The sequence below is a fragment of the Variovorax sp. GW823-FHT04F07 genome (genome assembly GCF_058795995.1).
Map to the genome: position 1 here is coordinate 1,492,570 of NZ_JBXAIG010000001.1, position 25,304 is coordinate 1,517,873.

Annotated in this window: 15 protein-coding genes; 10 read left to right on the plus strand and 5 right to left on the minus strand. The window is 70.2% G+C overall.

Features of this window, described 5'->3' with window-relative positions; all coding sequences use genetic code 11:
- Positions 1–23: 23 nt before the first annotated feature.
- The 3 genes from folD (at position 24) to AC1RAA_RS07090 (ending at position 3,742) form a co-directional block, all read left to right on the plus strand.
- The gene (gene folD / locus AC1RAA_RS07080; protein WP_369629142.1) at positions 24–875 is read left to right on the plus strand and encodes a bifunctional methylenetetrahydrofolate dehydrogenase/methenyltetrahydrofolate cyclohydrolase FolD; all 852 of its coding nucleotides are present in this window, start codon (positions 24–26) and stop codon (positions 873–875) included.
- Positions 876–1,004: 129 nt separating this feature from the next.
- The gene (locus AC1RAA_RS07085) at positions 1,005–3,053 is read left to right on the plus strand and encodes a M3 family metallopeptidase (protein ID WP_307635570.1); all 2,049 of its coding nucleotides are present in this window, start codon (positions 1,005–1,007) and stop codon (positions 3,051–3,053) included.
- A 59-nt stretch (positions 3,054–3,112) separates the two neighbouring features.
- The gene (locus tag AC1RAA_RS07090; RefSeq protein WP_492727377.1) at positions 3,113–3,742 is read left to right on the plus strand and encodes a glutaredoxin family protein; all 630 of its coding nucleotides are present in this window, start codon (positions 3,113–3,115) and stop codon (positions 3,740–3,742) included.
- Positions 3,743–3,782: 40 nt separating this feature from the next.
- Here the strand turns inward: AC1RAA_RS07090 and rpiA are convergent, their stop codons facing one another.
- Positions 3,783–4,487 carry a ribose-5-phosphate isomerase RpiA gene (rpiA, locus tag AC1RAA_RS07095; protein ID WP_062479923.1) on the minus strand — a complete coding sequence of 235 codons (705 nt, stop codon included), beginning with the start codon at positions 4,485–4,487 and terminating at the stop codon, positions 3,783–3,785.
- A 40-nt stretch (positions 4,488–4,527) separates the two neighbouring features.
- On the opposite strand from rpiA, the gene AC1RAA_RS07100 reads away from it, so the two are divergent.
- Positions 4,528–5,607 (plus strand): quinone-dependent dihydroorotate dehydrogenase, encoded by a 1,080-nt coding sequence (locus tag AC1RAA_RS07100; RefSeq protein ID WP_139704919.1) that lies wholly within the window; start codon positions 4,528–4,530, stop codon positions 5,605–5,607.
- Between the two features lie 28 nt (positions 5,608–5,635).
- On the opposite strand, the gene AC1RAA_RS07105 is transcribed toward AC1RAA_RS07100, so the two are convergent.
- From AC1RAA_RS07105 to AC1RAA_RS07120, 4 genes are all read right to left on the minus strand, one after another.
- Positions 5,636–6,337 carry a phage holin family protein gene (locus AC1RAA_RS07105; protein ID WP_492727379.1) on the minus strand — a complete coding sequence of 234 codons (702 nt, stop codon included), beginning with the start codon at positions 6,335–6,337 and terminating at the stop codon, positions 5,636–5,638.
- 84 nt (positions 6,338–6,421) lie between these two features.
- Positions 6,422–6,718 (minus strand): glycine zipper domain-containing protein, encoded by a 297-nt coding sequence (locus AC1RAA_RS07110; protein WP_056580064.1) that lies wholly within the window; start codon positions 6,716–6,718, stop codon positions 6,422–6,424.
- Positions 6,719–6,851: 133 nt separating this feature from the next.
- Complete coding sequence (locus tag AC1RAA_RS07115) at positions 6,852–7,955, minus strand: NAD(P)/FAD-dependent oxidoreductase (RefSeq protein WP_492727380.1); 1,104 nt, start codon at positions 7,953–7,955, stop codon at positions 6,852–6,854.
- 35 nt (positions 7,956–7,990) lie between these two features.
- Entirely contained in the window at positions 7,991–8,113 is a 123-nt protein-coding gene (locus tag AC1RAA_RS07120; RefSeq protein WP_062479916.1) for a hypothetical protein, read from the minus strand.
- 1,247 nt (positions 8,114–9,360) lie between these two features.
- On the opposite strand from AC1RAA_RS07120, the gene AC1RAA_RS07125 reads away from it, so the two are divergent.
- From AC1RAA_RS07125 to AC1RAA_RS07150, 6 genes are read left to right on the plus strand one after another with little or no spacing between them, the layout of a single operon-like run.
- On the plus strand, positions 9,361–16,569 hold the full coding sequence (locus AC1RAA_RS07125; RefSeq protein WP_492727382.1) for an amino acid adenylation domain-containing protein: 7,209 nt from the start codon (positions 9,361–9,363) through the stop codon (positions 16,567–16,569).
- Positions 16,566–21,572 carry an amino acid adenylation domain-containing protein gene (locus AC1RAA_RS07130; protein ID WP_492727383.1) on the plus strand — a complete coding sequence of 1,669 codons (5,007 nt, stop codon included), beginning with the start codon at positions 16,566–16,568 and terminating at the stop codon, positions 21,570–21,572. The genes AC1RAA_RS07125 and AC1RAA_RS07130 overlap by 4 nt, the downstream gene beginning before the upstream one ends.
- Positions 21,573–21,574: 2 nt before the next feature.
- Positions 21,575–22,348, plus strand: coding sequence for a 4'-phosphopantetheinyl transferase family protein (locus AC1RAA_RS07135; RefSeq protein WP_492727384.1), 774 nt, complete (start codon positions 21,575–21,577; stop codon positions 22,346–22,348).
- Entirely contained in the window at positions 22,345–23,166 is an 822-nt protein-coding gene (locus tag AC1RAA_RS07140; RefSeq protein WP_492727385.1) for a serine aminopeptidase domain-containing protein, read from the plus strand. The genes AC1RAA_RS07135 and AC1RAA_RS07140 overlap by 4 nt, the downstream gene beginning before the upstream one ends.
- A complete protein-coding gene (locus tag AC1RAA_RS07145; protein WP_492727387.1) occupies positions 23,159–24,082 on the plus strand; it encodes a hypothetical protein in 924 nt (307 codons plus the stop codon). The genes AC1RAA_RS07140 and AC1RAA_RS07145 overlap by 8 nt, the downstream gene beginning before the upstream one ends.
- Positions 24,083–24,110: 28 nt before the next feature.
- Positions 24,111–25,289 carry a polysaccharide biosynthesis/export family protein gene (locus AC1RAA_RS07150; protein ID WP_062473261.1) on the plus strand — a complete coding sequence of 393 codons (1,179 nt, stop codon included), beginning with the start codon at positions 24,111–24,113 and terminating at the stop codon, positions 25,287–25,289.
- Positions 25,290–25,304: the final 15 nt, after the last annotated feature.

The window sequence follows — 25,304 nt, forward strand, 5'->3', positions numbered from 1 at the left end:
TTTTACTTGGAAAATCAAAACCGATGACCGCCCAACTGATCGACGGCAACGCCCTCGCCAAAACCATCCGCGCCGAGGTGTCCGGCCGCACCGCTGCGCTGAAGGCACGCGGCGTGAACCCGGCCCTGTCCATCATCCTGGTGGGCAGCGATCCGGCGAGCCAGGTCTACACCAAGCACAAGGTCAACGACAGCACCGAAACCGGCCTGCAGGCCACGCTCGAGACCTACCCCGCCGACCTGAGCGAGGCCGACCTGCTGGCACGCATCCGCGCCCTCAACGACGACCCCAAGGTGCACGGCATCCTCGTTCAACTGCCGTTGCCCAAGCACATGGACAGCCAGAAGGTCATCGAGACCATCTCGCCCGCCAAGGACGTCGACGGCTTCCACGTGGCCAGCGCCGGCGCGCTGATGACCGGCGCCCCGGGCTTCTGGCCCTGCACGCCGCACGGCTGCATGAAGATGCTCGAATCGATCGGCTACGACCTGCGCGGCAAGCACGCCGTGGTCATCGGCCGCAGCAACATCGTCGGCAAGCCGATGGCCATGATGCTACTGGCCAAGAGCGCCACCGTCACCATCTGCCACAGCGCCACGCAAGACCTGGGCGCCCTCACGCGCCAGGCCGACGTGGTCGTCGCCGCCGTGGGCAAGCTCGACCTGCTGACCGCCGACATGGTGAAGCCCGGCGCCGTCGTCATCGACGTGGGCATGAACCGCAAGGCCGACGGCAAGCTGGCCGGCGACGTCGATTTCGACGGCGTGAAGGAAGTGGCCGGTTGGATCACCCCCGTGCCCGGCGGCGTCGGCCCGATGACGCGCGCCATGCTTCTGGTCAACACCCTTGAAGCGGCCGAACGCGCCGCAAGATAAGAACCACCCCGTTGTTGGCTCACTGCGTGTAGCCGCCTCCCCCTCAAGGGGCACCACCGGCGGCCCGGCAAAGCCGGTTCCGCGGTGGTTCCCGAAATGGCTTCGCTACGCTCGCCCAGGATCTTTCACATGACCAATCCGCTCCTCGACTTCACCGACCTCCCCCTGTTCGACCGCATCAAGCCCGAACACGTGTCGCCCGCGGTCGACGCGCTGCTGGCCGATGCCGAGGCCGCGCTGCAGACGGTGACGGCGCCCGAATTCCCGGCCGACTGGATCGCGATCTCGAAGGTGCTCGACGTGGCCTCCGAACGTTTCAGCCGCGCCTGGGGCGCTGTCGGTCACCTCAACGCCGTGGCCGACACGCCCGAGCTGCGCGCTGCCTACAACGAGGCCATGCCGCGCGTCACCGCCTTCTGGACCCGCCTGGGTTCCGACGAGCGCCTGTACGCCAAGTACAAGGCCATCGACCCGGCCACGCTCAACCCCGAACAGCGCCAGGCGCACAAGAACGCCGTGCGCAACTTCGTGCTTGGCGGCGCCGAGCTGCAGGGCGAGGCCAAGCAGCGCTTTGCCGACATCCAGGAACGCCAGGCCGAGCTGAGCCAGAAGTTCAGCGAAAACGCCCTCGACGCCACCGATGCCTTCGCGCACTACGCGCAGCTCGGTGAACTCGACGGCGTGCCCGAAGACGTGGTGAGCGCCGCGCGCGCGGCCGCCGAGGCCGAAGGCAAGAAGGGCTACAAGCTCACGCTCAAGATGCCGTGCTACCTGCCGGTGATGCAGTTCGCCAAGAGCAGCGCACTGCGCGAAACCCTGTACCGCGCCTACGTGACGCGCGCCAGCGAACTCGGCGATCCGAAGTTCGACAACACCGCGCTCATCACCGAGATCCTCGCGCTGCGCGAGGAAGAATCGAAGCTGCTGGGCTACAAGAATTTCGGCGAACTCTCGGTCGTGCCCAAGATGGCCGAATCGCCCGAGCAGGTCGTCAAGTTCCTGCGCGACCTCGCCGCCAAGGCCAAGCCTTACGGCGAGCGCGACCTGGCCGACCTGCGCGCCTTCGCGGCCGAGCAGCTGAACCTCGTCGACCCGCAGGCCTGGGACTGGACCTACGTCGGCGAGAAGCTCAAGGAAGCGCGCTACGCCTTCAGCGAGCAGGAGGTGAAGCAGTACTTCCCCGCCCCCAAGGTGATGGCCGGCCTGTTCAAGATCGTCGAGACGCTGTTCGAGGTGTCGATCCGCCGCGACAGCGCCCCCACCTGGCACCCGAGCGTCGAGTTCTACCGCATCGAGCGGGCCGGCCAGAAGGTCGGCCAGTTCTACCTCGACCCCTCCGCCCGCGCCGCCAAGCGCGGCGGCGCCTGGATGGACGACGTGCGCGCCCGCTGGCTGCGCCCCGACGATGGCGTGCTCCAGACGCCGATCGCGCAGCTGGTCTGCAACTTCGCCAGCGGTGTCGACGGCAAGCCGCCGCTGCTCACGCACGACGACGTGACCACCCTCTTCCACGAGTTCGGCCACGGCCTGCACCACATGCTCACGCAGGTGAACGAGCGCGACGTGTCGGGCATCAGCGGCGTCGAGTGGGACGCGGTCGAACTGCCGAGCCAGTTCATGGAAAACTTCTGCTGGGAGTGGGACGTGCTCGCCCACATGACGGCCCACGTCGACACCGGCGAGCCGCTGCCGCGCGCGCTCTTCGACAAGATGACCGCCGCCAAGAACTTCCAGAGCGGCCTGCAGACGCTGCGCCAGATCGAGTTCTCGCTGTTCGACATGCTGCTGCACACCGAGCACCAGGCCGCCGCCGCCCAGCCGGGTGCCGTGATGGCGCTGCTCGGCCAGGTGCGTGCCGAAGTGGCCGTGATGCCCTCGCCGCCGTTCAGCCGCACGCCGAACACCTTCAGCCACATCTTCTCGGGCGGCTACGCGGCCGGCTACTACAGCTACAAGTGGGCCGAGGTGCTGAGCGCCGACGCCTACGCGGCTTTCGAGGAAACCGTGGGCGCCGACGGCGAGCCCAACATCGAGACCGGCCGCCGATACCGCCAGGCCATCCTGGAGGCCGGCGGCAGCCGCAGCGCCATGGATTCGTTCAAGGCCTTCCGGGGCCGCGAGCCGCAGCTTGATGCGCTGCTGCGACATCAGGGCATGGCCCAGGCCCAGCCCGCTTGATACGGCGCTGAAGCTTGCGATACTCGGGAGATATGTATCCGACTTTTTACAAACTCCCGATGCGCGGCCTGATCGGCCTGGTCCTCGTGCTATCGACCGCCAGCGTGCTGGCGCAGGCGGTCTACCGCCAGGTCGACAAGAACGGCAAGGTCACGTTCTCCGACCAGCCCCCCGTCGTCACCAACGCGCCGACGGGCGGGCCCCAGCCCGCTGGCGTCAACGCGCCGACGAACAGCGGGCTTCCCTACGAACTGCGACAGGTGGCACAGCGCTACCCCGTCACGCTCTACAGCGGCGAGGGCTGCAGCCCCTGCAACGAGGCGCGCACGCTGCTCACCACGCGCGGCATTCCCTTCGAGGAACGCACCATCAAGAGCAACGAGGACGTCGACGCCCTGCAGCGCCTGAGCGGACAGAACGCGCTGCCGCTGCTCACCGTCGGGTCGCAGCAGCTCAAGGGCTTCTCGGATGTGGAATGGTCGCGCTACCTCGACGCGGCCGGCTATCCCAAGAGCAACAGCCTGCCCGCAGGCTATCGGCCGCCCGCCGCGCGCCCGCTCGTCGCGCAGCAGGCACCGGCGGCTGCTGCGCCCCGTGCGACCGACACGCCCCTGCAGCCGCCGAACCCCGCGCCGGCGCCGCCCTCGAACGCACCGGGCCCGAACAACCCGGCCGGCATCAAGTTCTAGGAACGACGGGGGCCTCGCCCCCGCCTTGCATCGCCGCCGTTCAGCCGGCGAACTGCAACGTCTTCACGCCCGACGCCGTGCCCAGCAGGCACACGTCGGCCTTCTGGTGGGCAAAGACCCCCACCGTCACCACGCCGGGCCACTGGCTCACTTCGGACTCGAAGGCGCGCGGGTCGGTGATCCGCAGGCCGGTCACGTCGACGATGTGCTGGCCGTTGTCGGTCACCAGCGGCAGGCCGTCTTTCTCGCGCACCTGGGCGATGCCGCCCAGGCCGGCGAACTGGCGCATCACGCGGCGCGCGGCCATCGGGATCACTTCCACCGGCAGCGGAAACGCGCCGAGTGTCTCGACCAGCTTGGAGGCATCGGCGATGCAGACAAAGCGCTTGGACTGCGCCGCGACGATCTTCTCGCGCGTGAGCGCCGCGCCGCCGCCCTTCACCATGAAGCCCCGGTGGTCGATCTCGTCGGCGCCGTCGATGTAGACGGCCAGTTCTTCCACCTCGTTGCTGTCGAACACCGGGATGCCCAGTGCGCGCAGGCGCTCGGTGGACGCGACCGAACTGGAGACGGCGCCCTTGATCTCGTCCTTGATCGTGGCCAGCGCGTCGATGAACTTGTTGACCGTGGAGCCGGTGCCCACGCCGACGATCTCGCCCTTGACCACGTAGGCCAGCGCGGCAAGGCCGACCTGGGCCTTGAGTTCATCCTGGGAAAGAGGGGTTGGGGAGGCGGGTGCGGTCATCGCGGAGAATCCTTGGCTCATTGAAGTCGAGAATTATCCGATGCCCCTGCTGTTGCCCTCTTCGCTCTATGGCCTGGCCCGCCCTTTTCTGTTCGGTTTCGACCCCGAGCACGCCCATGAAATCACCCTCGACGGGCTGGCCCGCACCCAGAACACGCCCTTGGCCTGCGCCTACGCGGCGACGCGCGTCGAAGACCCGATCCAGCTGGCTGGCCTGAATTTCCCCAACCGCGTCGGCCTGGCCGCCGGGCTGGACAAGAACGCCCGCTGCATCGACGCCTTCGCGGCCATGGGCTTCGGTTTCGTCGAGGTCGGCACGGTCACGCCCAAGGGCCAGCCCGGCAACCCGAAGCCGCGCATGTTCCGCCTGCCGCAGCGCGACGCGCTGATCAACCGCCTCGGCTTCAACAACGAAGGGCTCGACGCCTTCCTGGCCAACGTGCAGAAGGCGCGCTTTCGCAAGCAGGCCGGCGGCGGCAAGTCGCCGATGCTGCTGGGCCTGAACATCGGCAAGAACGCGGCCACGCCGATCGAGCGCGCGGTGGACGACTACCTGGCCTGCCTGGACGGCGTCTACCCGCACGCGGACTACGTGACGATCAACATCTCCAGCCCCAACACGGCCAACCTGCGCTCGCTGCAGAGCGATGAGGCGCTCGACGCCCTGCTGGGCGCCGTGGCCGAGCGGCGCGAAGCACTGGCCACGCGCCACGGCAAGCGCGCGCCGCTGTTCGTGAAGATCGCCCCCGACCTCGACGACGCGCAGGTCGCGGTGATCGCCGCCACGCTGCAACGCCACGGCATGGACGGCGTGATCGCCACCAACACCACGCTCGCGCGCGACGCCGTGGCCGGCCTGCCGCACGCGCAGGAAGCCGGCGGCCTCTCGGGCGCACCGGTGCGCGAAGCCAGCAACCGGGTGATCGCGCAACTGCGCGCGGCGCTGGGCAAGGACTTTCCGATCATCGGGGTGGGCGGCATCCTGAGTGCAGCGGATGCCAAGGCCAAGATCGCCGCGGGCGCGGACGTGGTGCAGATCTACACCGGCCTGATCTATCGCGGCCCCGGGCTGGTCCGCGAAACGGCCCAGGCGCTGCAACGGGATCGTCGCAAGGCCTGAGCCGGTTCTTCTCTTTGCTGCCGGTGGCTCAGCGCATGCGCCAGAGCACCGGTGCAATGACCGTGGCCCACCGCAGCAGCCGCTTCGGGCGAATCACCGCCACAGCAGCGGCAGCGACCACCCCGGCGGCCACCGGGTGTTCGCGCGCAATGCGCAACGCGGTTGCCGCGGCCGATTCATTGACGGGCTCGCCCGAGGCCGGCTGCGTCTCGCGACCGCCCTGCAGGGTGGCGATGCGTTCGCGCTGGCGTTCCATGCGGGCCAGCAGCTCTTCGCGTGTGACGGGGCGCGGCGGACGCGGCGCTTCGTCGTCCAACTCCGGGTCCTTGCCGAGGTTGAAGCGGTCCTGGACCCAGGCCCAGTCGCGCTCGAACTCGTGAAAGGTCGGCACGAAGCTGTTGGAGGCATTGCTCAGGCTGCGCATCAGGCCGATGACGGCCGCCAGCCACAGCACCGCCCAGACACCGGCCACCACCCAGGCGGCGGTGACGCGGTACGGCGTGTCCCAGTAATGCACGACCACCGCCATCGAGAGCAGCGCCACCGCGACGGTGGTCAGCCCCAGTACGGCGACGACCAGGACGAGGGTCAGCTTCAGGCGCTGCTTCTCGTCCTCCCAGGCCATGCGCAGCAACTGCACCCGGTCCTCGGCCGCCAGCGCACCTTCGGCGGCGGCGATGCGCAACCGGCGGATGCGGGCATCGAGCCCGAACAGGGACAGCAGTCTCATGCGCCGCCTCCGCCCTCACCGGCCACAGTGTGGCAACGGCGAACGAAGGGACGGCGGTGTGCGCTCAGGCCGGTGCAGTGACGCTCAGCGGCGGCCAAGCAACAGGCCCACCAGCACGCCGACGGCCAGTGCGGCACCGGCAACCTGCCAAGGTTCATCGTGGGCGTAGGTGTTGGTGGCGGTGGCCGCCTGGCGCGCCTTCTTGGCGGCCAGCTTGCTCTTTTCGGAAGCCAGCTCGCGCGCGATGGCGAGCTTGGTGTCGATGCGTTGGCGCAGCGCCTTGATGTGGGGAACCGAATCCAGGTCCTTGCTGGCCAGCACGCCGCGCACGTCGCTTGCGATGTCTTCGGCTGCTGCTTCAAGATTGTTGGATGCACTCATTGGAATCTTTCCTCCGTGATGACACCGGCACCGCGCCGGCGGCTTCACGCCAGCATATGGCGTGCTGTCATGTTACAGGCTCGAAAGCCCCTCATGCGCGACAGATGTGCTCAGTTGTGCCCGAGTGCATGCATCAGGCCTCGGCGAGCAGGTCCGCGACATGCCGTCCGATGGCCAGGCAACTGGTGAGTCCGGGCGACTCGATGCCGAAGAGATGGACCAGCCCCGGCACCCCATGCGAGGCGGGCCCCGCGATCACGAAATCGGCCGCAGGCGCGTCCGGCCCCGAGATCTTCGGGCGCATGCCCGCATAGCCCGGGATCAACGCACCGTCGGGCAATGCCGGCCAGTACCTGCGCACCTCGTCGTAGAAACGCTCGCCGCGTGCGGGATCGACCACGAGATCGTCGGCCGCCTCGACCCACTGCGCGTCGGGCCCGAACTTGGCCTGTCCACCGAGGTCGAGCGTCAGGTGCACGCCGAGCCCGCCCGGCTCCGGCACGGGATAGATGAGCCGGCCGAACGGCGCGCGGCCCGCGAGCGTGAAGTAGCTGCCCTTGGCGAAGTACTCGCGCGGCACCACCGACGCCGGCATGCCTTCGAAGCGCCGCGCCAGTGCCGGCGCGCCCAGCCCCGCGGCATTGACCACGGTGCGGCAACGCAGGGCCGTGCCATCGGCGGCGATCAGCACGACGGCCCCGTCCACGCATTCGGCACGTTCGATGGGCGACTTGAGCGCCAGCATGCCGCCCGCGTTCTCGAGATCGCCGAGCAGGCCCAGCATCAGCGCGTGGCTGTCGACGATGCCCGTGCTCGGCGAATGCAGCGCCGCCACGCAATGCAGTTGCGGCTCCATCACGTTGGCTTGCTGCGCGGTGAGCAGCAACAGGTCGTCCACGCCGTTGGCCGCGGCCTTGGCGCGAATCACGTCGAGCTGCCCCACCTGTTCGGCCGAGGTCGCCACGATGAGCTTGCCGCAACGGCTGTGCGGCACGCCGCGCGCCTGCGCGTAGCTGTACAGCGCGTCGCGTCCTTCCACGCACAGCGTCGCTTTCAACGACCCCTGCGGGTAGTAGATGCCCGCGTGGATCACCTCGCTGTTGCGCGAACTCGTTCCCGTGCCGATGGCCCCTTCGGACTCCAGCACCAGCACCTCCCGGCCTGCGAGCGCCAATGCGCGCGCCACGGCCAGACCCACCACGCCGGCACCGATGACGGCGCAATCGATTTCATCCATCGCGCGAGCTTAGCGCGGCGCGACGGGCGTTCGGCCTACCTCGCGCTCGGCGGCGGCTCGGGGTCGGTGGGCTCGTCGGGCGCGTGCTCCGGCCCTTCGTCGGGCTCGACCGGCAGGTCGGGCGTGATCGGAGACGGAAGATCGGGTTGGGTGGCCATGGCTGCACTCCTTCGTTCCATCTCTTCGTTCTAGCGCGTTCTCACGCGCCTGCAAGCGGCCCGTGGCGGAAGGCGTCGTCGGTGCGCACCGACAACAGGCCTTTGCCCAGGCGCTTCAGTGACAGGGCCACGCACGCTGCTGTGTCCTCGCCCCTCCCACACCACACAGGGAGGATCACTGTTCGCGATGCATGGCAGGGCCAGTCTAGGCATCGCCGTGCCTTCGCACATGAGCGAAGCGCCCTTTGGTGAGGGAGCCATGCGCCCTGCCCGGCGTGCATGCGAGCGTGACAAAGCGCCTGCCTGGGACCGCGAGCCTGGCGCGGCCCCCACGACCCGCCGGTCGCGTCGAGAAAAACGCCGTCCGTCCGGCCTGAAAAACCCGTGCCCGCAAAGCATTCGCGCCGCGGTCCGACGGTGAATTGCGGACGAAATGACGGGCCCGCTGCGTCGATGCCCCGACCCGGCTCAGGCCTTCCCGCCGGCGCGACGGAAATCAACCGGGATCAATGCCGGTACCCATGGCGCGACCGCCGTTCCGAAATTTGCCGGCGATTGTCGCAATGCATCCCCGCGCTCCGTGCGCTGACAGAGGGGAAAGTACCTCGATCCCCATTGTTCTCTATTTCATTAAAACAATGGACATCATTTGAATTTCAATGATCGCCAATAATCAATAAAAAATTGCATCCCAGGCACCAAAAATCAGATGACAAGTAACATTTTTCATTAGATCTTTTAGGCCTTTTGAGAATTCTCAGATTCACCCTCAAGTTAACCAAAAGACGAAAAACCCTTCCACAGAAGAAAAATATCTACCCCATTCTGAGTGCTCAACGCTCGAATGCCGATTCCTTCCAACTGTCTCAATTCGCGAAAAGTTTCTTGTCGACCGTCAAAATTTGTCTGATTTTAGAAATTCTCATCGAATTGATACCGAAATTCAGACTCTCAGGTCTGCAGACATGGCGAAGAAGAATGGCCATTTTTTTGAATCGACGTTCCATCATGGCTTCCTACAGGGGTGACAAAACGCCCACCACAAATGGCCTTGGTACCTCAAATGTCATGGCTTAGGTAGTTCGATTCGGAAATATTTATATCCAAATGTAAACATGGAGAAAAGAGCCAAACAGAAGGCTCGCCAAGTTCATAGGATCTCGACAAACCAAGAACCAAATCCAATTGAAATCAATTCGATTCCTTCAATTGAATTTTCCATTCACAGTCTGCAGCCGGGTAATTGCATGGAAACCCACATTGCTTCGTCGCCGGAGGCCGCCGTGGCTTCGCAGGCCGCGCTGGGCGATCTGTTCGTGTCGCCGCCCGCGCGCGCAGCGGCAGGCGAACGGCTCGGCGTCTCGCTGGCCCTCGAAGCCGGGTTCGCGCAGCGCTGGCTCGCGTCGCTGGGCACCACGGGGTACCTGCCGGACACGCTCTTCGTGGGTGCCTGGCTGCTGCTGCAATCGCGCTGGCTGGGCGCGGCCCTGCCAGGGTCTCACGGCATGCCGACGTCGCTGCCCGGCACCGCCAGCGCGTGGCTGACCCAGCTCGACCTTGACCGACGGACCACGCCGCACACCGCCGACACCCAGCCGCCCCTGCGGCTCGAAGCCCGGACAGAACTCCCCGCCCGCCTGCATCTGGACGTCGACGCGAGCCTGATGGACGCGCCCTGCGCCAGCCGCCTGCTCGCAGCCATCGCCGACACCGCCGCCGATCTGCTGGCGCATCCCGGTGCAGCGCTCCACAACATCCGCGCCCTGCCCGACGTCGACCGCCGCGACCAGCTCGCCGCATGGGCCACGCCGCCCGCCGCGCCCGACCTGTCGCTCACCGTGCCCGCCGTGTTCGGCCGCCGGGCCGCGGCCACGCCCGACGCCGTGACGCTGGTGGAAGGCGACGAAACGATGACCTACGCCGAGCTCGACGCGCGCAGCGACCGGCTCGCACAGCGCCTGCAGCAGTCGGGCGTGCAGGCAGGCGACCCCGTCGGGATGGTGTTCGAGCGGTCGATGGCCGCCATCGTCGCCATGCTCGGCATCCTCAAGGCGGGCGCGGCCTACGTGCCGGTACCCACCGACTTTCCGCCCGAACGCGTCGCCACGATGTTCGACCAGGCCGGCGTGACCCGGGTCGTGACGACCGAGGCGCTGGCCTCGCTCGTGCCGGCCCACTGCACCGCCGTGCGGATCGACGCGCCTGAAGACGGCGCGGCCCCCGCGCCGTGGACACCGCCGGCCATCGACGGCGAATCGCTGGCGTACCTCATGTACACCTCGGGCTCGACCGGCGTACCCAAGGGCATCGAGATCAGCCATCGCGCCATCCTGCGGCTGGTCGTCGATGTCGACTACATCGAGCTCGCACCGGGGCGCGCGATGCTGCATGCGGCGCCGCTCGCCTTCGACGCCTCGACGCTCGAAGTCTGGGGGCCGTTGCTCAACGGCGGGCGCTGCGTGATCCACGACGAACGGGTACCCACCGGCGCCGGCCTCGCGCGCACCATCGCCCGCCACGAGGTCCACACCGCCTGGCTCACGGCCTCGCTCTTCAACGCCGTGGTCGACAGCGATCCGCAGCACCTCGCGGGCCTGGCGCACCTGTTCACGGGCGGCGAGGCGCTGTCGGTACCCCATGTGCGGCGCGCGCTCGACGCACTCCCCGGGCTCACGCTCAGCAACGGCTACGGGCCGACCGAGTGCACGACCTTCGCGGCGACCCATCGCATCGAGCGCGCCGCGATCGCAGCGGGCCCGCGCTCGGTACCGCTCGGGCGCCCGATCAAGGACACCGTGCTGCGCGTGCTGAGCCCGACACTGGAGTTGCTTCCCAGCGGACTCGTGGGCGAGCTGTGCATCGGCGGACACGGGCTGGCGCGCGGCTACCTGGGCCAACCCGAACTCACGGCCGCGCGCTTCGTGCCCGACCCCTTCGGCGCGCCGGGCGAGCGGCTCTACCGCACCGGCGACCTCGCCCGCTGGCTGCCCGACGGCGCGATCGAATTCATCGGCCGCATCGACGGCCAGGTCAAGATCCACGGCCACCGCATCGAGACCGGCGAGGTCGAGGCGGCGATCCTCGCGCACCCCGCGGTGCAGTCCTGCGCGGTGGTCGCGCGGCCCGGTCGCGACGGCCAGCTGCGCCTGGTCGCCTACCTGGTCGCCCGCACTCAGAAGCTGGCGTGGGACACGCTGCGCGCGCACCTGGCGGCCCGCCTGCCCGCGGTGATGCTTCCGTCGGCGCAGGTGTGGCTTGCGCAGCTCCCCGTCACGCCCAACGGCAAGCTCGACCGCAACGCCCTGCCCGAGCCGGCCGCCGAGCGCCCCGAACTCGCGCAGCCTTTCGAGGCCGCGCGCGACGCGCTCGAGCAGCAGGTGTGCGACGCCTTCGCGCGCGCCCTGGGCATCGACAAGGCCGGGCGCCACGACAACTTCTTCGACCTGGGCGGCAGCTCGCTGCTGGTGCTGCAGGTGCTGGCAGACCTGCAGCGCGAGGGCGCGCCGCCGCTGTCGACCAACCTCTTCTTCCGCCACCCGACGCCGGGCGCCATCGCGGCGCAACTGCAGTCCGCTGGCGAGGCGCCGCAGGCGCCACAACCCGTGCCCGTGCGCGAGGACGCCGCCAGCGTCCCCGAGCCCATCGCTCTCATCGCCACCGCCGGTCGCTTCCCCGGCGCGGGCGATGTGGAGCAGTTCTGGGACAACCTCGTCGCCGGGCGCGACACCATCAGCTTCTTCGATGACGCCAGCCTGGACGCCGGCGTCAACGAGTCGCTGCGCCGCGACCCGGCCTATGTGCGGGCGCGCGGCGTGATCGACGGCATCGAGGGCTTCGATGCCGCCTTCTTCGGCATCGGCCCGAAGGAAGCCGCGCTGATGGACCCGCAGCACCGCGTGTTCCTCGAGATCTGCTGGGAGTGCCTGGAGCGCGCGGGCTACGTGCCCGACGAAGCGCCGGGCCCGGTGGGCGTGTACGCGGGCACGTACAACGCGACCTACTTCCAGCGCCACGTCGCCTCGCGGCCCGACCTCGTGGAGGCCGTCGGCGAGTTCCAGGTGATGCTGGCCAACGAGAAGGACTACATCACCACCCGCGTGGCCAACCGGCTCAACCTGCGCGGGCCGGCGGTGAGTGTCAACACCGCGTGCTCGACCTCGCTGGTCGCGGTGGCCCAGGCCTTCCATGCGCTGCGCACGGGCCAGTGCTACATGGCGCTGGCAGGCGGCGCCTCGGTCACCTGCCCACCACGCAGCGGCTACCTCTACAACGAGGGCTCGATGCTCTCGCCCGACGGCCACACGCGCAGCTTCGACGCGCAGGCCAAGGGCACCGTGTTCAGCGACGGCGCCGCCGTGGTGCTGCTCAAGCGGCTGTCCGACGCGCAGGCCGACGGCGACACCGTCTATGCCGTGCTGCGCAGCGCCTGCGTCAACAACGACGGCGGCGCCAAGGCCAGCTTCACCGCGCCCAGCGTGGACGGCCAGGCGGCCGTGATCCGCGCCGCACTGGCCGCGGCGGACGTGGACGCGCGCAGCATTTCCTACGTGGAAGCGCACGGCACCGCCACGCCGATGGGCGACCCGGTCGAGGTCGAGGCCCTGGCTGTCGCGTATGCCGAGCACACCGACGCGCGGGGCTACTGCACGCTGGGCTCGCTCAAGAGCAACGTGGGCCACATGGTCACGGCGGCGGGTGCCGCCGGCCTCATCAAGACGGCGCTGTCGCTGCACCACGAACTGATTCCGCCCACCGCGCACTTCACGGCGCCGAACCCGGCGATCGACTTCGCGCGCACGCCGTTCCACGTGAGCAACCAGCTGCAGCCGTGGCCGCGGGCCGACCTGCCGCGCCGCGCGGGCGTCAGCTCGTTCGGTGTCGGGGGCACCAACGCGCACGTCGTGCTCGAGGAAGCGCCGGCGCGGCAGGCGCGCACCACGCAACCGGGTGCCCATGTGCTGGCGCTGTCGGCCCGCTCGGAGGCCGCGCTCGCGGTCGCGACGCAGCAGCTGGCAACGCACCTGGAGGAACAGCCCGGGCTCTGCCTGGGCGACGCGGCGTTCACCCTGTGCGTCGGCCGCAAGGCCCATGCCTTCCGCCGCGCCGTGGTGGCCGGCGATGCGGCGCAGGCCATCGAGGCCTTGCGCTCGGAGAACACGGCGTGGCGCGTGAGCGACCGGATCGCCGAGCGCGCACCGCAGCCCGTGCTGATGTTCCCGGGCCAGGGCGCACAGTACCCGGGCATGGGCCGCGCGCTGCATGCCGGCGACCCGGTGTTCGCGGCCGCGTTCGACAACTGCGTGCGTGCCTTCGAGGGCGCGCTGGACTTCGACCTGCGCGAGCGCCTGTTCGCAGACGACCCGCAGGCGCTCGCGCCGACGGCCGTCACGCAGCCCGCGCTCTTCACGCTCGAGTACGCGCTCGCACGGCGGCTGCTGTCGCTGGGCCTGCGCCCGCACGCGCTGATCGGCCACAGCGTCGGCGAATTCGTCGCGGCCGTGATCGCCGGCGTGATGCGCCTGGAAGATGCCGCCCGGCTCATTGCCCGCCGCGGCGCGCTCATGCAGGCCCAGCCCGCCGGGACGATGCTGTCGGTGCGGCTCGGCGCGGACGCGCTGGCCTCCCGACTCGCGTCCTCGCCCCAGGTCTCGCTCGCCGCGGAGAACGCACCCGGCGCCTGCGTGGCCGCCGGCCCCACCGAAGCCATCGCGGAACTCCAGGCCGCGCTCGAAGCCGAGGGCGTCGCCTGCCGGCTGCTGCAGACCTCGCACGCGTTTCACTCCGCCATGATGGACGCCGCGGTGGCGCCCTTCGAGGCGCTCGTGAGCCAGGTGGCGCTGCACGCGCCGCAGATTCCCCTCTACTCCACGCTCACCGGCCGCCTGCTCGAAGACGCACAGGCCACGAGCCCCGCCTACTGGGCGCAGCACCTGCGCGGCACCGTGCGCTTCTCCCCCGCGTTGCAGAGCGCCGCGGACGACACCACCCATCCGGTGTTCGTGGAGGTCGGTCCCCGCAACACGCTGGCCGCGCTGGTGCGCCAGCACCGCCTGCCAGGCCTGGCCCCGGCGTCGAAGGCCGGCGCCGTGGCGGTGTCGCTGCTGCACGGCGAACCGGCCGACGAGGCCCGGACCCTGCGCCTGGCCGCCGCGCGCCTGTGGACCTGCGGCGCCGAGGTCGACCTTGCCCTGCTGGCACCGCGCGCCGGCGCCCGGCGCGTGTGCCTGCCCACCTACCCGTTCGAACGCAAGCGCCTGTGGGTCGACATCGCGCCCGCCGCGCCGGTGTCGCCCGCCCTTGCGCCCGTCCTGCCTGTTTCATTGGAGCCGATCGTGACCGCTGCAGCGCCCTCGCCTGACCTTCCTCCGCCTTCTTCCCCGCCGTCCGAGGCGTCGCGCGCGGCGTCGGTCGACAGCCGATTGCGGGCCCTGTTCGAAGACATCTCGGGCATCGACATGGCCCAGGCCGAGGGCCAGGCCCCGTTCGGCGAGATCGGGATGGACTCGCTCACGCTGACCCAGGCCGCCACGCAGATCAAGAAACGCTTCAAGGTCGAGCTGAGCTTCCGTCAGCTGATGGAGAACTACCGCAGCTTCGACGCACTGGCCGCGTACCTGCTGCAGAGCCTGCCGCCCGAGGCCGAGCCGGTGGCTGTGCCCGCCACGCCCACCGTGCCTGCGGCCTCCGCCGTGCAGGTGTCGATGCCAACGCCACCGCAAGGGCTTGCGCAGCCCACCGGCCTGCTGAACCAGGTGATCGCGCAGCAGATGGAGCTGATGCGTCAGCAGCTCGCACTCCTGTCCGGCGCGGCCGCGCCAGTGGCGGTGGCGGCGATGCCCGTCGCGGCCGAGGCCGCACCCGCCGCGCAGCCACAGCCGCCCGCCGAAGCCCCGCTTCGCTACGACGTCAACAAAGCCTTCGGCGCCATCGCCCGCATCCACACCCAGCGCACCGCCGAGCCCAGCGCGCGGCAGAAGGCACGGCTCGCCACCTTCGTGCGGCGCTATGTCGAGCGCACGCCAAAGAGCAAGCGCTTCACCGAGGACAACCGCGCGCACATGGCCGATCCGCGCGTGGTCAACGGCTTCCGTCCGCTGACCAAGGAGATCACCTACCAGATCGTGATCGAGCGCTCCAAGGGTTCCAGGCTGTGGGACCTCGACGGCAACGAGTACGTCGACGCGCTCAATGGCTTCGGGCTGAACCTGTTCGGCTGGCAACCCGATTTCGTGCAGGACGCCGTGCGGGCCCAGCTCGACGCGGGCTACGAGATCGGGCCGCAGCATCCGCTCGCGGCCGACGTGACCCGCCTCATCTGCGAACTCACGGGCAGCGAGCGCGCCGGCCTGTGCAACACCGGCTCCGAGGCCGTGATGGCGGCGCTGCGCATCGCGCGCACCGTCACCGGGCGCAGCACGGTGGTGGCCTTCACGGGCTCGTATCACGGCACCTTCGACGAAGTGCTGGTGCGCGCCGGCAAGGGCGGCAAGGGCCTGTCGGCCGCGCCCGGCGTGATGAGCGGCATGTTCGGCGACATCCGCGTGCTCGACTACGGCACGCCCGAGGCGCTGGCCTTCATCCGCGACAACGTCGCAGACCTGGCGGCCGTGCTGGTCGAGCCGGTGCAAAGCCGCCGCCCCGACTTCCAGCCGCGCGAGTTCCTGCACGACGTGCGCGACGTCACCGCGAAGCACGGCTGCTGCCTGATCTTCGACGAGGTCATCACCGGCTTTCGCAGCGCGCTGGGCGGCGCGCAAGAGCTGTTCGGCGTGCGCGCCGACCTGGCCACCTACGGCAAGGTGATCGGCGGCGGCTTTCCGGTGGGCGTGATCGCCGGCAAGCGCGAGTTCATGGACGCGCTCGACGGCGGCGCCTGGCAGTACGGCGACGACTCGATCCCGGGCGTGGGCGTCACCTACTTCGCCGGCACCTTCGTGCGCCACCCGCTCGCGCTCGCCGCGGCCAAGGCCTCGCTCACGCACCTGAAGGAGGCCGGGCCCGCGCTGCAGGCCGGGCTCACCGCGAGCACGACCGCCATGGCCACGGAACTCTCGGGCTGGTGCCAGGAGGTCGGCGCGCCGATCGAGATCCGCCATTTCGCGTCGCTGTGGCGCGTGAGCTGGCTCGAAGACCAGCCGCTGCAGGACCTGCTGTTCGCCATGATGCGCAGCCGCGGCGTGCACATCCTGGACAACTTCCCGTGCTTCCTCACGAGCGCGCACAGCGCCGAGGACATCGCCTTCCTGCAGCGCGCCTTCAAGGAGTCGGTCGCCGAGATGCAGGAATCCGGCTTCCTTCCGCGCCGCGCTCCCGCCCCCACCCGCTTCGACGCGCGCAAGCCCGTCGAGGACGGCAGCGTGCTGGCCCGCGACAGCGACGGCCAGCCGTACTGGTACGTACCCGAAGACGCCGCCTTGCACGAGCGCCTCCTCATCAACGGAAAGGCCGCAGCATGAACGCCGCACTCAAGCCCACCGCGAGCGGTGGCCTCGTCGAATGCATCATCGCGACCACCGAGTCGCAGCGCGAAATCTGGCTCGGCGCCACGCTGAGCCCCGAGGCCTCGATGGCCTACAACGAGTCGGTCGTGCTGCGCCTGCGCGGCGCGCTGGACGGCGACGCCTTGGCGCGCGCCACCGACCGGCTGCTCGAACGTCACCAGGCGCTGCGCGCCACCATCTCGCCGGACGGCACCTTCATGCTGGTCAGCCCCCCGGCCGGGAACCAGCTGGTGCGCCACGACCTGGGCGGGCTGGCGCCCGAAGCCCTCGCGCAGGCGCTGCACGCGGCCCACGACGAAGCGGTGTGCACGCCGTTCTCGCTCGAACACGGGCCGCTGTTCCGGGCCGTGCTGTACCGCCTGGGCGATGACGAGCACGAGCTCGTGATGTCCGCGCACCACGTGGTCTGCGACGGCTGGTCGTGGGCGGTCATCACCGAACAGCTGGGCCACCTCTATGCCGAGGAAACCGGCATCGGGCTCAAGCTCAAGGCCGCGCCGCTCTTCTCCGACTTCGCCGCCGAGGAAGCCGTCGCGGCCGCGAGCCCCGACATGCAGGCGCACATCGACTACTGGCTGGAGCGCTTTGCCGGCAACACGCAGCCCGTGCTCGACCTGCCGCTGGACCGCCCCCGCCCGGCCGCGCGCACCTTCAATTCGCGCCGCGCCGAGCGCCTGCTCGACCGGCGCGTGGTCGGCGCCGTGCGCATCGCGAGCACCAAGGCCGGCGTCAGCCTGTTCACGGGCCTGCTCAGCGGCTTCGTCGCGACACTGCACCGCCTCACGGGGCAGGAAGACATCGTGGTCGGCATTCCGACCTCGGGCCAGCTCGCGCACGACGTGCCCGGCCTGGTCGGCCATTGCGTGAACCTGCTGCCGCTGCGCATCGCCGCGCACCCCGCCATGCGCTTCGACGCGCTGATGGACGAATGCAGCACCGCCGTGCTCGACGCCTTCGATCACCAGGCCCTGACCTATGGCGCGCTGCTGGGCCAGCTGTCGCTCGAGCGCGACCCGAGCCGGCTGCCGCTGGTGAGCGTGACCTTCAACGTCGACCCCGACGTGGCGAGCAGCGCGCAGGCCTTCACCACGCTCGACGTGGTGCAGGACACCATCGCCCGCCGCTACGAGAACTTCGAACTCTTCGTGAACCTGCGCCCGCACGCCGGCAGCCTGCAGGTCGAGGCGCAATACAACACCGACCTGTTCGACGACGTGAGCGTGCAACGCTGGCTCGACATGTTCGAGTGCGTGCTGCAGTCGGCCGCGCACAAGCCCGACGACACCATCGGCGGGCTCGACGTGCTGTCCGCCGGCGCCGCGCGTGCGCTGCTGGCGCTGCAGCCTGCGCGCGTGCCGTTGCGCGGCGCGCCGCTGGCGCACGCCGGCTTCGTGGCGCGCGTGCCGCAGCAGCCGCACCGCCCGGCGGTGCGCGACGGCGCGCGCAGCTGCAGCTACGGCGAACTCGATGCGCTGTCCAACCGCCTGGCGCGTGCGCTGCGCGCGCGCGGCGTGGGCCGCGGCCAGCGCGTGGGGCTGTGCCTGGAACGCAGCCTGGAAATGGTCGTCGCCATGCTGGGCATCCTCAAGGCGGGGGCGTCCTACGTGCCGATGGACACCTCATTTCCGCAGGCGCGGCTGGACCATTACGCCAGCGACGCCACCCTCAGCCTGATGCTGACCTCGTCCGACATCGCGGTGGCGCCGCGCGACTGGCGCGCCGACGCCGACCAGCGCGTCTTCGAGATCGATCGCGACACCGCCTGGCGCCAGCTCTCGGGCGACGCGCTGCCGCCGAGCAGCGACGACCCGGGCTCCGAAGACGCGGCCTATGTGATCTACACCTCCGGCTCGACCGGCCTGCCCAAGGGCGTCATCGCGCACCACCGGGGCGTGGCGCACCTGCTGCAGTGGATGCAGCGCGAATCGGGCATCGGCCCGTCCGACCGCATCGCCGCCGTCACCACGCTGTCGTTCGACATGGCCGTGCCCGACCTGCTGCTGCCGCTGGCGGCCGGCGCCGAGCTGGTGATGGTGCAGCGCGAGGTCGCGATGGACGGCAACCGCCTGTCGCGGGCGCTCGACGACGAACAGATCACGCTGCTGCAGGCCACGCCCGGCATGTGGCAGCTGCTGCTCGATGCCCAGTGGGCCGGCGGCACGCCCGGTTTTCGCGGCTGGACCGGCGGCGAGGCGCTGCGCCCGAGCATGGCGCTGGCGCTGTGCGAGCGCATGGAAGGCCTGTGGAACGGCTACGGCCCGACCGAGACGACGGTGTATTCCACGGCCTGGCATGTGCGTCCCGAAGAGATTGCCTCGCGCGGCATCTCGATCGGCAGGCCCGTCGACAACACCGAGATCTGGATTCTCGACGCCGATCTGCAACCCTGCCCGATCGGCGTGCCCGGCGAAATCTGCATCGCGGGCGAAGGCGTCTCGCTGGGCTACCTCGACCGCCCCGCGCTGACCGCCGAGCGCTTCGTCACGGTGCGCATCTTCGGCGCCACGAAGAAGGTCTACCGCTCCGGCGACCGCGGCCGCTGGCGCAACGACGGGCTGCTCGACCACCTCGGGCGGCTCGACTTCCAGGTCAAGGTGCGCGGCTACCGCATCGAGCCCGGCGAGATCGAGGTGCGCTGCTGCGAAGTGGCCGGCGTCTCGCGCAGCGTGGTCGTGGCCCGCGAGGACAACCCCGGCGATGTGCGCCTGGTGGCCTACCTGGCGCTGGCGCCCGAGGGCGGCTTCGACCTCGATGCGCTGATGGTGCACCTGCGCAAGCACCTGCCGGCCTTCATGCTGCCGCAGCACGTGGTGACGCTCGATGCCCTGCCCACGCTGGCCAACGGCAAGGTCGACCGCGTCTCGCTGCCGCCGCCGCAGGCGGTGGCGCGCAACGAGGTGCGGCGCGGCGCCGGTCCGCGCAACGCGCACGAACGCAAGGTGCTCGCGGTCATGGAGAAGGTGCTGAGCCTGCCGGGCCTGGACATGCGCGACAACTTCTTCACCATGGGCGGCCACTCGCTGCTGGCCGCGCGGCTCACCACGCTGCTGAGCCGCGAGTTCCAGGTCACGCTGCCGCTGCGGGCGCTGTTCGAGGCGCCCACGGCCGAGAAGCTGACCGCGGTCATCGAGGCGCTGCAAGGCGCGGGTGTCGGCCTGCAGGCGCCGATTGCCTGCCACCCCGATCGCCGCAGCGCGCCGCTCACGCCCTCGCAGGAACGCATCCGCTTCATGGAGCAGCTGTACACGGGCCGTTCGGTCTACAACGCCCCCTCGGCGCAGCGGCTCACCGGCAAGCTCGACGCCGCGCGCTTCGAAGGCGCGCTGCGCGAAATGATCCGCCGCCAGCCGTCGCTGCGCACGCGCATCGGCTTCGACGAGGACACCGGGCGGCCCATTCAATCGATCGCAGAGTCGGTGGAGTTCGCCTTGCCGCTGGTCGACCTGCGCGGCCTGCCCGCTGACCAACGCGAGGCCGAGCTGGCCGAGCAGATGCAGGAGCTGGCCGACCGGCCGCTCGACATCCACAGCGCACCGATGATGCGCGCGACCCTGTTCCAGCTCGACGACAACGAACACGTCTTCCTGTTCGTGCCGCATCACCTGATCTGGGACGGCTGGTCCTTCGACCTGATGCAGCGCGAGCTGGGCGCGTTCTACGACGCCGCCGAACGCGGCCGTCCGCACAACCTGCCCGCGCTCGCCACCACCCACGGCGACTACGCCGAGTGGCTCGAGAAATGGCTGACCGAGCCGGCCTGCGAGGAGCAGCTCGCGTTCTGGCGCGGCCGGCTCGCCAGCGCCAGGGCCGTGCGCCCGCCCCGCACCGACATGCCGCGCCGCGCGGGCAAGAGCGGCCAGGGCGGCGCGCACTGGATCCACATCGACCTGCAGAGCACGCAGCGGCTGCGCGAGGTGGCGCGCGACATGGACGTGACGCTCAGCATGCTGACCTTCGGCATCTACGCGCTGACCATGGCCCAGGCGACCGGCAACGACGCCATCGTCATCGCGAACCCGGTGCGCGGGCGCCAGCAGGCCGAGACGGAAGACGTCATGGGCTTCTTCAACAACGTGCTGCCGGTCTCGCTCGCGGTCGACATGGCGCTGCCGCTGCCCGAGTTCATGCGCTACGTGAAGCAGGAGCTGCTGTCGATGATGAACCACCAGCAGGTGCCGTTCGAGCGCCTGATGGCCGAGCCCGGCTATGCGGGACAGATCAAGGCCTCGGGGCCCTACCAGGCGATGTTCTCGTTCCAGGACGCCCGCGAACGCGCGCGCACCGTCGGCAGCCTGCAGACCCGCCAGGTGCACGTGATGCAGCACGGCGCCACCGACGATGTCGGCGTGTGGCTGATGGACAAGCCGCACGGCCTGGAAGGCGCGCTGCTCTACAACGCCGACGTGTACCTGCGCGAGACCGGCGCCCAGCTGCGCGAGCGCTATCTCGAAGTGCTGGGCCGTGTCGCCGACCACCCGAACGCCACGCTCGCCGAGATCGCCAGCACCGAAGGCTCGGCCAGCGCGCGCTACCTGCGCAAGCTGGCGGCCGAGGATGCGGACAAGGGCGCGCCGGCCGAGGCCGCCAATGGCCTCGACGGCGCCGCGCGCGAAGCCAAGCGCGGACTGCTCAGCCCCGAGCACGCCCAGCTGGCCCAGATCTGGGCCGACGTGATCGGCATCGACGTCGACGAGATCCGCGCCAGCGACAACTTCTTCGACCTCGGCGGCGACTCGCTGCTGGTGCTGCGCGCCGTGCAGCAGGCGGCGCAGACGCTGGGGCACCGCGTGGAGCCGCGCCGCTACCTGTTCGAGAACCTCGGGCAGATCGCGTCCTCGGCGCACGGCACGCCGCACGGCGTGCCTTCGGACCTCGCCGACCTGGCCGCCGGCACGGCCGCGCATGCACAGCGCGGCGGGCTGCTCGGCGCACTCGGCAGCTGGCTGCGCAAGGGGTGATCATGACCGGCGCCGCCAACGCACTGTCCATCGACGCACCGGTCTGCCGGTACGTCGAGCTGGACAGCTTCACCGACACCCTGCCCGCCCAGGTGCTGTCGGAGGAAGAGCGCGCACGCGCCCAGAACCTGCGCTTTCCCGTCGACCGGCAGCGCTTCGTGGCGGCCCATGTCGCGCTGCGCCAGGCGCTGTGCGCGTACACGGGCCTGGCCCCCGACGCACTGACGCTGGCCACCGGCGCCTTCGGCAAGCCGTCGCTGGCGGGGCATCCGCGCACCCAGTTCTCGCTGAGCCACAGCCAGGGCCTGGCATTGATCGCCATCGGCGGTCGCGGCCCGCTGGGCGCCGACGTCGAGCTGCTGCGCCCGATGCCGGACGCGGCCGACCTGGCGGCGGCGCATTTCACGCGGCGCGAACAGGAGGCGCTGGCCGCCCTGCCCGCCGACGAACGCGACCGCGCCTTCCTGACCTGCTGGACCCGCAAGGAAGCCTGCCTGAAGGCCATCGGCGTGGGCCTGCTGGTGTCGCCGCAGAGCTTCGACGTGGGCCTGGCACCGGACAGCCGCAGCGTCGAGCTGCCGGTGGCCGGCCGCATCCTGGTGCTGGCGCTGGGGCCGGCACCCGCGCGGGCGGACAGCGTGGGCTCGCTCGCCGAATGGCGCCATACCGAAGCCCGCGCCCGGCCCTCGCAGGCCGACCCCGAAGGCCGCCGCATGCGCCCCCTGAATCCGCGCAAGGGCATGAGCGAGGCGCGATGCGCAGGGGGTGTCGCATGACCCTCTTCACGCCGCTCATGTTCGGGCCGGCCTCGCGCCAGGTCTTCGGCGCGTTCCACGCCGCCGACGACCACCGGGACGAGCCCACCGCGGTGCTGCTGTGCCCGCCCTTCGGGCAGGAGGGCCTGCGCACCCACCGCTTCTTCAAGGTGCTGGCCGAACGCCTCGCGCGCGCCGGCATCGCCACGCTGCGCTTCGACTTCTACGGCTCCGGCGACTCGCCGGGCGACGAGAGCGAGGGCGAGCTCGACGGCTGGCGTCGCGACCTGTGCGCGGCGCACGAGGAGCTGCGGCGGCACGCACCCCATGCCGCCATCGTGTGGATCGGCGCGCGGCTGGGTGCCACGCTGGCCGTGCTGGCCGCGCGCAACGGGCGCTGCGACCCGGCGCGGCTGGTGCTCTGGGAGCCGGTGATCGACGGGCCGGGCTACGCGCGCCTGCTGCGCGAGCGGCATGTCGAGGCGATCGACACGACCTTCTGCATTCCCGACCTGTCCTGGCGCCGCAGCCTCGCGCGGGAACCGGACGCGCTGCCCGAGGAGGCGCTGGGCGTGCGTCTCTCGCCGGCGCTGCAGGCGCAGCTGCGCGCCCTCACGCCGCAGTCGCTGCCGCTCACGGCCCTGCACGACACCCTGGTGCTGGCCCCGCCCGACGACACGTCCACCGCGCAATGGGCGGCCGAGCAGCAGTCGCGCCACATGCCGGTGCGCCTGGCCTACCTGAGCCACCCGCTGGACTGGACGTCCGACCCCTTTCCCCACAGCGCGATGGTGCCGGCCGATGCGCTCAACCGCCTGCAGGGAGCCATCCATGAATGACATGACGCAGACCCCGGTGTGCTTCGGCCCCGGCAACGCACTGATGGGCATGCTCACCCTCCCCGCGCAGCGCGCGGCGGCCCCCGTCGCCTGCCTGATGTTCAACATGGGCGCGAACCACCGCGTCGGGCCGCGCCGCATCAACGTGAAGCTGGCGCACCTCCTGGCCGCGCGCGGCGTGGGCAGCCTGCGCTTCGACCTGGGCGGCATCGGCGACAGCGAGGCGCTGGACACCGGGCCCGACCTGCAGACGCGCGCGGTGCACAGCCTGCAGGCCGCCATGGACCTCGTGCAGCGCATGCAGGGCATCGGCCAGTTCGCGACCGTGGCCATGTGCTCGGGCGTGGAGCACGCCATGTCGGCCGCCGCGGTGGACGCGCGCATGGTGGCGCTCTCGCTGTTCGACGGCTTTGCCTTCCCGCAGCGGCGCACGCGCTGGGAGCTCACGGTGCGCCGCGCGCTCGCGGCGCCGCTGCACCCGTCGTTCCCGGGCAAGGCGCGGCGCTGGGTGCTGCGCCATCTGCCGGGCAGCACGGTGGGCAAGCCGCTGCCGGGCTACTTCGTGGACCGGCGGCCGCCCAACGTCAATGCGATCTGGTTCGAAGCCACGATGAAGCGGCTGGTCGAACGCGAGGTGGCGGTGCAGCTGCTGTATTCGGGATCGCTGCATGTCTGCGACCGCGACCGCGACCAGCTCGGCGCCCTGCGCCGCGAACCGTTCATGCAGGGCCTGCAGTACGAGTTCATGCGGGACGTGGACCACACCGTCTGCACGGTGAAGGGCCAGCAGCTCTTCCTGCAGTCCGTCGGCGACTGGGTCGTCGAGCACTGTCTGGCCACCGGCAGTCCGCAGCGGCAGGACCGCCCGGCGACAGGCACCCCGCGCGCGATCCCGGCCACGCTCGCCGCGCCCTGAAACAACAACCGAAGCCAAGGAGATTGCCATGACATCCGCAACCCCAGCGAACCCGCGCGGCGAGCGCCTCCTCGCCACCGAGGGCGCCCGCGCCCTTCCCGGTGGCCGCTTCCGGTCGCGCGCCATGGCGCTGCTGCTGTCGCTCGGCTTGTGCGGCTGCGCACCCGGCTTCGGCACGCCGGGCCCGCTGCAATCGGCCGACGGCACGGCCGGCGGCAGGATCGCGGCCATCACGCCGGAGCTGGTCCGCGCGCAACTCGCCGGGAACACGGGCATCCCGCCCGACGTGAAGGCGCTGTTCGGCCGGCCCGCGCCCTACACCATCGGGCCGGGGGACGTGGTGGGCATCACCGTCTACAACAACCCCGAGCTGCAGCCCAACCTGGGCGCGGTGATCGCGCAGCAGAGCGACCCGACCGGCGTCACCGTGGCGCCGGGCTTCATCGTCGATGCCGCGGGCGAGATCAGCTTTCCCTACATCGGCCGCACCCGGCTGCAGGGCCTCACGGAAAGCGGTGCGTCCGAGCTGATCGCCAAGCGCATCGGCAGCATCATCAAGGCACCGCTGGTCAGCGTGCGCATCCAGTCGTTCCGCAGCCAGCGCGCCTATGTCGAGGGCGAGGTCCGCACGCCCGGGCTGCAGATCTTCACGGACATCCCGATGACGCTGTCCGAGGCGCTCAACCGCGCGGGCAGCATCACCGCCGGGGGCGACCGTTCGCATGTGACGCTCACGCGCGGCGACCGCACGGTGGTCATCGACCTGATGCAGCTCAAGCGCTTCGGCGCCGACGCCAACAACATCCCGCTGCGCAACGGCGACATCGTGTACGTCGGCAGCCGGGACGACAGCCGCATCTACGTGATGGGCGAGATCCTGCGGCCCTCGGCGCTGCTGATGCGCAACGGCCGCATGAGCCTGAACGAGGCCCTCGGCGATGCGGGCGGGCCCGACCTGCTCACGGCCGACCCCGGGCAGATCTACGTGATCCGCAACTCGCCGCAGACGCCCGACACGCCGCAGATCTTCAGCCTGAACGCGAAGAACCCGGCCGCGCTCGCACTGGCCGACCGCTTCGAGCTGCGGCCGCGCGACGTCGTCTATGTCGACCGCGTGCCGCTGGTCTCGTGGAACCGGGTCGCCAACCTGATCCTTCCCGCCGCCCAGGTGATCAACCTCGCGCGCGACACCGCCCGCAGCAGGTAGGCCGCGCAGCCCCGG

What these genes read in the sequence shown, in the direction of transcription:
- AC1RAA_RS07140 (WP_492727385.1), top strand. Translation starts at nt 22,345, where the DNA reads ATGACCCTCTTCACGCCGCTCATGTTCGGGCCGGCCTCGCGCCAGGTC.
- folD (WP_369629142.1), top strand. Translation starts at nt 24, where the DNA reads ATGACCGCCCAACTGATCGACGGCAACGCCCTCGCCAAAACCATCCGC.
- AC1RAA_RS07135 (WP_492727384.1), top strand. Translation starts at nt 21,575, where the DNA reads ATGACCGGCGCCGCCAACGCACTGTCCATCGACGCACCGGTCTGCCGG.
- AC1RAA_RS07110 (WP_056580064.1), bottom strand. Translation starts at nt 6,718, where the DNA reads ATGAGTGCATCCAACAATCTTGAAGCAGCAGCCGAAGACATCGCAAGC.
- AC1RAA_RS07130 (WP_492727383.1), top strand. Translation starts at nt 16,566, where the DNA reads ATGAACGCCGCACTCAAGCCCACCGCGAGCGGTGGCCTCGTCGAATGC.
- AC1RAA_RS07090 (WP_492727377.1), top strand. Translation starts at nt 3,113, where the DNA reads ATGCGCGGCCTGATCGGCCTGGTCCTCGTGCTATCGACCGCCAGCGTG.
- AC1RAA_RS07115 (WP_492727380.1), bottom strand. Translation starts at nt 7,955, where the DNA reads ATGGATGAAATCGATTGCGCCGTCATCGGTGCCGGCGTGGTGGGTCTG.
- AC1RAA_RS07085 (WP_307635570.1), top strand. Translation starts at nt 1,005, where the DNA reads ATGACCAATCCGCTCCTCGACTTCACCGACCTCCCCCTGTTCGACCGC.
- AC1RAA_RS07120 (WP_062479916.1), bottom strand. Translation starts at nt 8,113, where the DNA reads ATGGCCACCCAACCCGATCTTCCGTCTCCGATCACGCCCGACCTGCCG.
- AC1RAA_RS07125 (WP_492727382.1), top strand. Translation starts at nt 9,361, where the DNA reads ATGGAAACCCACATTGCTTCGTCGCCGGAGGCCGCCGTGGCTTCGCAG.
- rpiA (WP_062479923.1), bottom strand. Translation starts at nt 4,487, where the DNA reads ATGACCGCACCCGCCTCCCCAACCCCTCTTTCCCAGGATGAACTCAAG.
- AC1RAA_RS07100 (WP_139704919.1), top strand. Translation starts at nt 4,528, where the DNA reads ATGCCCCTGCTGTTGCCCTCTTCGCTCTATGGCCTGGCCCGCCCTTTT.
- AC1RAA_RS07145 (WP_492727387.1), top strand. Translation starts at nt 23,159, where the DNA reads ATGAATGACATGACGCAGACCCCGGTGTGCTTCGGCCCCGGCAACGCA.
- AC1RAA_RS07150 (WP_062473261.1), top strand. Translation starts at nt 24,111, where the DNA reads ATGACATCCGCAACCCCAGCGAACCCGCGCGGCGAGCGCCTCCTCGCC.
- AC1RAA_RS07105 (WP_492727379.1), bottom strand. Translation starts at nt 6,337, where the DNA reads ATGAGACTGCTGTCCCTGTTCGGGCTCGATGCCCGCATCCGCCGGTTG.